The organism is Luteibacter sp. P4_E6, from assembly GCF_056401535.1.
Genome location: NZ_JBFUJE010000130.1, coordinates 1 through 9,351, shown reverse-complemented (window position 1 = coordinate 9,351; position 9,351 = coordinate 1). Strand labels below are relative to the sequence as shown.

Here is a 9,351-nt window from a genome sequence, read left to right as displayed (position 1 = left end):
CTGTTACTCCGGCCTCAGCTTCGGCAGCGGCGCTAGCGTCGTCGGCAATAATTAGGTAACGCCACTTTCTGTCCGTCTCACGTGTGTCGGCAGTCAGCAACACTTGCCGGTCTCCCAGCGCGTTCGCCAATGAAGCGCGGCGCAGACGATCGACGCTCGCTTCGAACGTTAACATTCCCTTCCCAACACGGCTATCTGCGTGCCAAAAGGATGATAGGGCATCTCCGCGTATCCAGATTTCCAGCTCGCGAAGAGAGGTTCCCCAGTTGCGGAGAACCGCTGTGGCCACCGGGACGATTCTTGTTGAGTTCCATGAATAAGCTGCTGCGCAGCTCGCTCTAGTGATCTCATTCCCGTCGAATCAGCCGTGGACCCCTCATTCGTCGGCACACTGGGCGCGGCACACGTAAAGCACATCTGTGTTTAAGAACGTACTTCGGCTGCGCCGTGATAGCGACCGGCGTAGCGCAAACGCGCAGGAGACACCAGGGGGCCGCCAAGTCACCCGGTTCAGCTCCCACATCGTCCGGAGTGATTTGGGTTGCACGAATGTCGACTGAGCGTCAGGAATACTCGCCAGCCAACCAAGCAGCGGCCATCAAGTCATACGCGGCCGATCACGGAATGGCGATCGTGCGTTCGTACTGCGACGAGGCTTAAGGCTTAAAGCAGCCGCACCTAGATCGCCGACCAACGACATCGCTGTTGTCTCCTTAGATAAGCGCCACGCATGGACCGCTGGTCTCGGTTTTCGGGTGCGTTTAGAACCATGTGTCGTGTCGCTTCTCAAAGTCGTGCACACATACTCGCTCGAGCGGCTGATCGGGTCGAGCGCTATCGTGCCGAATTGGTGCATTTGGAACCGGCCCTGTCTGGTTTCACGCGGAACCGACATCTTCGTTCTTGACAGGACTAGGATGGCTTAACCGGGCTCCCAGGAAAGAACACATCACCGAACGTAACCGATGACAGGAAAAATCATGCTCAGAACGATGGCTGCCGGCTTGGTGATGAGTGTGATGTTCCTAGTTCCGGTGCGGGCGGCCGACCAAGGTCTGACCGAATCTCGTATTCGCTTGGGAATGGTCAACGCCCAAACCGGCGCGGCGTCCGGTCTCGGTCAGGGGATGCGTTCCGGCGCCACGGCGGTCTTCGCCGATATCAACGCGAACGGCGGCATCCACGGGCGGCAGATCGACCTCCTGGTCGACGACGACACCTACGAGCCTGACAAGGCGATCGACGCGACGCTGAAGATGATCGAAAACGAAAAGATCTTCGCCTTGTTCGGTTTTGTCGGCACGCCCACCGCTAACGCGGTACTGCCGATCGTCAAGGAAACGAAGACGCCGCTGATCGGCGTTTTCTCCGGTGCGATGGCGCTTCGCCAGCCGGTCATTCCGGAGGTCTTCAATATCCGCGCCAGTTACGACGACGAATTGGACGTATTGGTGACGCGCTTTATCGAAGACAGGGGCGCCAAGCGGTTCGCCGTCTTTTACCAGGACGACAGCTTTGGCCTCGCGGGCCTGCATGGAACGGAAAGAGCATTGAAGCGGCATGGATTGGAGGTCATTGCGAAAGCCGCCTTCCAGCGCGGCACCAACGCGGTCAATGGCGGGCTGGCGACCCTGATCGGCGCCGACCCGGATGTCGTGATCATGGTCGGCCCCTACGCGCCTCTATCCGCGTTCATCGCGAGTGCCAGGGCACAGAAGCTGAAGGCGAGTCTCGCGACAGTGTCCTTCGTTGGTACCGACAATCTCGTAAAACTGATCGGCGCAGGCGGTAATGGCGTGGTCGTATCCCAGGTCGTACCGTTCCCAGGCGACAAGAGCCTCCCCCTCGTCCAACAGTGCGAAGCGCTTCTGGCAAAACAGCTCCCTCGACAGGATCTTGGTTTCGTCAACTTCGAAGGTTGCATCACCGCCAAGGTGCTGGCGATGGCGTTGGAGAAGGCGGGCCCGGCCCTGACGCGTGCGGGTATGGTCGACGCACTCGWATCCATGCACGACCGGGATCTAGGCGGCATCCGGGTGAGTTTCACCCCCCAAAGCCATCAGGCATCGACAGCGGTTTTCTTGACCATGATCGCCGATGGGAAGATTACCGCTATCAAGACGATACCCAGGCTGACCGATCTCACTACGCGATAGGAATCGAGGTGTTGTGCGCATCAAGACAAAACTGATTGCCGGCACAGCATTGCTGCTGCTCGGTATGATGGCGATCGCTACAGCCAGCCTGATCGCGCTGAAGGATGTCGCCTCGAGCGTGGACAGGCTCACCGGCGAGTCGGTGCCGCTTCAGTTAGCGACCAACGAACTCGTTCGTACGACGGAAAAGTTGTCGAGCGACTTCCTGAGACTCGGCACGTCCAAGGACACAATTCAGCAGAAACAATTTTCGGCCGTCATCAGCGCGCACATCGCGACCATCGACGCCATCACCACCGATATCCTTCGCACGGACCAGGAGGATGACGAGTTCAAGCCACTGAAGTTCAAGGACATGCAACGTCTCATGGACAAGGCGGTAAGCGCACGCCTGAGCGACACGGACATCTTCCGATCCGAGTCCGTCGATGTCAACGATTCGTTGCACAAGATCGATTACGCGCTTCGCGTCATCGGGGCACATATCGATGCGCTGAATACGCGTGCCGAAGCCGTGGTTGCCGAAGCTCAGCGGGAGAGCCTGGCCTCGGGAGACGCGACGAAGCGGCTTACGGACATACGGTCGCACGTGAAAGACATGATCATTATCGTTGGTGAAATCCAGTCGGTGACAAACCGGTACCGCCTATCCCCGCTAAAAGAGCGAATGGCGGCGGCCGCCGGCTTCGTGGAAAACTTGGACCGGGGGAGCGTGGAGGCCAACGTCACCAGGGAATTGCAGGATGTCGTGTCGGCGATAGGGGCGGATGCACTTGGCGACAATGGCCTGATCGCCATGCGCGCGGAGGTGTTCCTCCCCGGCAGTTCGGATACGAAATACCGGGAAGCGAAGGAAAGAACGCTTTCCGATCTCAATGCAGTGATTGGGCGCATCTCCGAGAATATCGACGCGATTGACCTACGCGCCTTGAACGATCGCCGTACGCTTGCCGCAGCCAACCTGTTCCTGCAGAACGCCGATGAGGTCAAGCACTCCGGATCCAAGCTGACCGTCGACATCCTTGAGCTGCACAACAATGTCACGGATCTGACGGCCAGCGAGTCAGTCAACGAATTACATATGCAGGAAGCTGGCGTAAGAGCGGAGAACACCGAACTACGGGTGAATGGCGCCCTGTTGACCGCGGCGCTGCTCAAGACAGGCCAAACCAAGTCCATCACGGACGCGAAGGAGATCAACGACTTCATCGCCACCGTCGAGAGCGCGTCGGAACGCATCATTACAGCTAAATCCCGCGCACTGGCCAGCGAGGGCGCGTTGCGCGGTATCGTCGAGCACGTCACGGCCATGTCCGACCAGCAGGTCCACTACGGAGACGTCCGCATAAGACGCATCAGTGAGCAGCAGCATGCTGTCGTAATGAAGGTGCAGCGGTCGGTGGGGCAATCGTTCGCGCTCATCCTGGGGACTGCGTCGCTGCTGGTCATTGTCGGGCTCATTGCCAACACCAAGCTGGGTACTACCATCCTACGTCCGATCACCGGACTTTCTGGGACCATCGAACGTATCCGTAGTGGCAGGAATCTGTCGTTGCGCGTCCCCGAGCGCGGGACGGGCGAGATCGGCGTCCTGATCGAAGGCTTCAATGCGATGTTGGAGACTATCGAGCGGAATGACACGCAACTGAAACTTGCCACCAAGGAGGCCGAGGCGGCGACCATCGCCAAGTCGGAGTTCCTGGCCAAGATGAGTCACGAAATCCGCACGCCGATGAATGGTGTGCTGGGCACAACCGAGCTATTGCTGCTGACCGACCTGAACCCTAAACAGCGCCGCTTCGTCGACACGGCGCATCGTTCCGGCGAAGCACTATTGACGATCATCGACGACATTCTGGACTTCTCGAAGATCGAGGCGGGGAAGATGAATCTTGAACACGTCCCATTCGATTTGCGTCGGCTCATCGAAGACACCATAGCGTTGATGAGCCACAGCGCCACTCGCAAAGGCCTGAGCCTCCTCTTCAGCATGGGAGACGATGTAGCTGATCGATACTGCGGCGATCCGGGCCGGCTGAGGCAGATTCTGACCAATCTGGTCAGCAACGCGATCAAGTTTACCGAACGTGGCGAGATCGTCGTCGAGGTGCGCCGCTCCGAGGCGGACGAGACCGTATGCATGTCGGTTTCGGACACCGGCATCGGTATCGCACCGGAGGTGGCCGCCGCATTGTTCCAGCCCTTCCGGCAGGCCGATAGTTCGACCTCGCGCAAGTACGGTGGCACGGGACTGGGTCTTGCCATTTCCCGGCAACTGGCTGAACTCATGGGTGGCACGCTTACGTTGCATACGACGCCGGGTAAGGGGTCGACGTTTTCGGCATCGTTCCGCCTGGAACAGCCGACCGACGACGTAGAGCCGCAGCTTTCCTCGATACGCAGTTCGCTCGCCGGCATGAGCATGCTGGTCGTCGACGACGACGAAACAAATCGGGGCATCCTGGCGGAATTCGGTACCGAGTGGAACATGCTTGTCACCAGTGCATGCGACGGCATCGTGGCCCTGGAAAAGCTCCATGCCGCAGCGGCGGAGGGCAAATACTTCGATGTCGCGCTGGTCGACATGAGGATGCCGGTGATGGACGGCATGTCGCTGGTCGCGGCGATCAGGGCCGATCCCGTGCTATCGCCGCTGAAGATCGTGATGCTGTCCTCGTTCGATACGGCCGACAGCAGCGGCCTTGCCGGTGAGCTGGGCGTCGAGCAGTGTCTGAGCAGACCGCTACGCGGCGTCGATCTGTACGCAAGCCTGGCTGCGGCGATCGGTTTCGGTGTTCCCGGCGCCACGGCCTCCGTACTCGCGACCGCCACTGCCTCCAACGCGCAGGTCAGGCCCTCGCAAAGCGTTCGAGTCCTCCTGGCCGAGGACAACCTAGTCAACCAGGAGATCGCCCTGGCGATGCTCGAGGACACCGAATACACCGTCACCGTTGCCGAAAACGGACTCGAGGCATTGAAGGCGGTGGAGTCGGTCAGTTTTGACGTCGTCCTGATGGATTGCCAGATGCCCGAAATGGATGGCTTCGAGGCGAGCGCCGAGCTGCGGCGACGGGAAGCGGAAGCGGGCTCACGCCGTCTACCCATCATCGGGCTCACCGCCAACGCAGGGGTCGGCTCCAGGCAGAATTGCCTGGAGGCGGGCATGGACGACTACGTGTCCAAGCCTTTCCGGCGCAGTGTCCTTTTGGTAGCTCTCGCCAAGTGGACGCAATCCGTACCGAGCGATCGTACGAACCCGCAGACGGCGGTCGTCTCCGCGGCTGCACCGGAAATCCAATCGGTGGCCGCTCCGCTGGACGTCGAGGCCCTGCAGGTACTTCGAGACCTGCAACGGCCGGGTCGGCCGGACGTATTGACCCGTGTCATCGACCTTTTTGCGCTCGACGCCCCTCGACTGGTCGCAGCAATGCTCGCGGCCATAGCATCCAATGATGCCGATGCCTTGCGGCACGCTGCCCACACGCTGAAGTCGACCAGTGCGAATGTCGGCGCTTTTTCGCTTTCGACGAACTGCCGTGACATCGAACAGCTCGCGCGTGCCGCCGAGGTCGTTTCGGCGCAGACGCGGGTCGACGATGCCGTTAAGGAACTCGACCGCGTCCTTGCGATGCTTGCACTAGAAAGGACCGTAGCATGACCATAGAAACCCGCGAGTATCCATCCGTCCTCATCGTGGACGACGATCCGATGACCCGCATGCTGGTGGTCGAGGCTTTGGAGCCGGAGGGCTTCAGCGTGCGCGAAGCCGAGAGCGGGACGGAGGGCATCGAAGCTTTTCGTCAGCACCGACCCGACATCATTCTGCTGGACGTCAGCATGCCGGGCATGGATGGATTCGAGTGCTGCAGGCGCATTCGCAAGTTGCCAGGCGGCGAGCGTGTGCCTGTGGTCGTCCTCACCGGCAACGATGATGACGAATCGATCACTAGTGCGTTCGAGGCGGGGGCGACCGATTTCGTGTCCAAGCCGATGCGCTGGAAGCTCCTCGGCTATCGCGTGCGTTACCTACTGCGTTCCAGCGCCGTACTTGACGAGCTCGCCCGCAGCGAAGGCAGCTTGGCCTTCGCCCAGCAACTGGCTCATGTCGGCAACTGGGAGTACGGCAGCACCATGACCAACGGTTCTTGGTCGCCTGAGCTGTATCGGATTCTGGGGTTTGAGGAGGGGAGCATCGTCGCTACCGATGAGGCACTGATGCAATGTGTGTCCGACGAAGACCGCCCCCCCTTGATTCATTCACTCACGCGCCTGCGCGACGAGGGCATCAGGTTCGGGATGGAGCATCGTATCGTGCACAGGGACGGTAGCGAGCGTTTCGTCTTTCAGCAAGCCGAAGCAAACCGCGACCAGGGTAAGATCGTATCACTGCGCGGGACGATACAGGACATCACTGAGCGCAAGATGCACGAGGCGCAGATCGAGTTCATGGCCAACCACGATGCACTCACCGGCTTGCCGAACCGCAACCTGCTGAGCGATCGCATCGCGCAGGCGATCGCCCGCGCGCAGCGCGACGGCCGCCGTGTCGGGGTCATGATTCTCGACCTGGACCGGTTTAAATTCATCAACGACAATTTCGGGCATCACGTCGGCGACGACTTGCTCAAGGCAGTGGCGGCACGACTAAAGGCGACTGTACGCGAGGTCGATACCGTGGCGCGCCTGGGAGGCGATGAGTTCGTCATCGTGCTGTCGTCGATGACCCATCCGGGCGACGGCGAGATTACCGCGCAGAAAGTCCTCGACGCGTTTGTCCCACCTATCCTGTTGGAGGGGCACGAGCTACATGTGAGGACAAGTATTGGCATCAGCGTATTCCCGGAGGATGGCCTTAGCGCCGAGATGCTTCTGAAGACCTCCGATGCCGCGTTGTACGTCGCCAAGGACAAAGGGAGAAACTGCTTCCAGTTGTATACCCCCCAAATGGGTGTCCAGGTGGAAGAGCAGGCCGAGTTGGTCAATGCGCTGACCCAGGCCGTGATGCGTAACGAACTGGAAATTCACTACCAGCCAAAAGTGGACCTCAAGAGTGGGGTGGTCAGCGGCGTTGAGGCCTTGTTGCGCTGGCGGCGACCGGGCATAGGACTGATCTCGCCGGACATCTTCATTCCACTGGCGGAGTTGACGGGCCTCATCATCCCGATCGGCGAGTGGGTGTTGCGCAGCGCGTGCATCCAGGCGAAAGCCTGGCACGATGCGGGCCACACAGACCTGACCATGGCAGTCAACATCTCGGCGCGGCAGTTTCGGCTGGACAATGTGCAGGACCTCGTTCGTGCAGCGCTTGCCGACAGCGGGCTGGATGCGGCATTTCTTGAGCTGGAGCTCACTGAGAGCGTACTCATGCACGACAAGGAAACCGCGGTCAAAGCATTGAAGGAACTGAAGGAGATTGGTGTCGTGCTGACACTTGACGACTTCGGCAYGGGTTACTCGAGCCTTTCCTATCTGAAGGAGTTCCCGATCGACGTGATCAAGATCGACAAGTCATTCATCAACGACGTAGCCAGCAGCGCTGACGGCGCATCGCTTGCCCGATCGATCATATCGATGGCGGAATCCTTGCACATGACCACGGTTGCCGAAGGCGTGGAGACGGARGAGCAACTGACCTTTCTCAATACCAATCGGTGCGACAGGATGCAGGGCCACTATTTTAGCCGAGCATTACCGGCCAGCGAAATGAATGCTCTGCTCGGGGCACGAACGCGCCTCCCTTGGGACAGTTGCCGTCGCGTCCCGCCAATCCGCATCCTCGACCTGCCCGAGGTTTCAGCTCATCTGATGCAGTGATGGGTCGACGAACTGGCCGCGCCGCGGCCGCGACTGACGTTATCGTCCGGCTGACGACTTTTAGCCGTCTGTGGGCCGGACCTGTACCTCATTCGGGGCGCAAAGGGCCAGGGTCGCGAGCGACAACGAGTTCCAGGAGAAATGCGACTGACGAACTTGCGCTGGCGGGCTGTCGACACGAGGCTATGTGACGGCGGTCGCAGTGGGGTCCTCCACCTTCCCAACGGGTCGTCGCTCCCTTAGGCTGCGGGTTTACCTTGTTCGAGAGCACGAGGTTGCATAGGAAACTGCCTGCAGAGATCGCTTCGTCGTTGGAATCGTATATTGAAGCGAACCTCGACGAGCGCCTCACGGTCCGCGGACTGGCCGCTCTTGCGGGTATGGCTCTCCCTGAGTTCTATCTTGCGTTCGCCGGCAGCTTCAATCGGACGCCTGTGGCTTACATTCGCGACAGACGGATCGAGGAAGCGCAGCGCCTGCTGTTGAATCCGGGTCTAACCGTCACCGAAATCGCCTATAGCCTCGGTTTCGCCGACGGTAATGCAATGGGGATGTGCTCCAAGAGGCACGTCGGCTGTTCCCCGACCGAATGGCGACGCTCGCGCGAGGGCAGTCCGCACTAGCGGGCACGGAACGGCAGTGCATTCGCCGCCGCAACGGCACCGAGGTTCGGATGCGCGCTGTCCAAACATTACGGCCTCTTCACAGACCCTCGACGCGGCGTGGGCACACTTCACGGTGCTGTAACGAACAGGCTAACGTCCTCAATGAACCATGTTCCGACCCAGCCGGGCTCGGCGAGCGAGCGCCTGCGCACCAGTGAAACCCTGTTCCAACTCCTTGTCCAGGGGGTTGCCGATTACGCCATCTACATGATTGATCCCACGGGGCACGTGTCGAGCTGGAACTCAGGGGCGCAACGCATCAAGGGCTATCTGCCCGACGACATCATCGGTCACCATTTTTCACAGTTTTACACCGAGGAAGACCGCATCGCGGGCATTCCCGACCGCAACCTCATCACGGCCGCGACGACCGGACGGGTGGAAGACGAAGGTTGGCGGGTCCGGCAGGATGGCTCACGGTTCTGGGCCCACGTCATCATTGACCGCATTACAGACGACGATGGCACCGTCATCGGTTTTGCCAAGGTCACCCGGGATGTCACCGAGCAACGGGCTGCCGCACGGGAACTGGAAGAGGCCCGGGAAGCCCTTTTCCAGGTGCAGAAGATGGAAGCCATCGGTCAGCTTACGGGTGGCATGGCGCACGACTTCAATAACCTTTTGATGGCGGTCCGGGGCGGCCTGGAGCTGCTTCGACCACGCCTGCCGGACGATCCGCGCACACAGGGTATCTTCCATACCGCCATGGCTGGGGT

The 9,351-nt window shown here is 60.2% G+C and carries 6 protein-coding genes; all 6 read left to right on the top strand.

Annotated elements, in window-relative coordinates; all coding sequences use genetic code 11:
* The first annotated feature begins 447 nt into the window (after positions 1–447).
* Entirely contained in the window at positions 448–660 is a 213-nt protein-coding gene (locus AC1DT2_RS10225; protein ID WP_477296112.1) for a recombinase family protein, read from the top strand.
* A 320-nt stretch (positions 661–980) separates the two neighbouring features.
* Complete coding sequence (locus tag AC1DT2_RS10220) at positions 981–2,156, top strand: ABC transporter substrate-binding protein (RefSeq protein ID WP_477296111.1); 1,176 nt, start codon at positions 981–983, stop codon at positions 2,154–2,156.
* A 13-nt stretch (positions 2,157–2,169) separates the two neighbouring features.
* Positions 2,170–5,814, top strand: coding sequence for a response regulator (locus tag AC1DT2_RS10215; RefSeq protein ID WP_477296110.1), 3,645 nt, complete (start codon positions 2,170–2,172; stop codon positions 5,812–5,814).
* Entirely contained in the window at positions 5,811–7,970 is a 2,160-nt protein-coding gene (locus AC1DT2_RS10210) for a two-component system response regulator (RefSeq protein WP_477296109.1), read from the top strand. Before AC1DT2_RS10215 ends, AC1DT2_RS10210 begins: the two co-directional genes overlap by 4 nt.
* A 257-nt stretch (positions 7,971–8,227) precedes the next feature.
* Complete coding sequence (locus AC1DT2_RS10205) at positions 8,228–8,593, top strand: helix-turn-helix domain-containing protein (protein ID WP_477296108.1); 366 nt, start codon at positions 8,228–8,230, stop codon at positions 8,591–8,593.
* A 144-nt stretch (positions 8,594–8,737) separates the two neighbouring features.
* A partial coding sequence (locus AC1DT2_RS10200; protein ID WP_477296107.1) for a PAS domain S-box protein occupies positions 8,738–9,351 on the top strand: 614 nt, incomplete at its 3' end.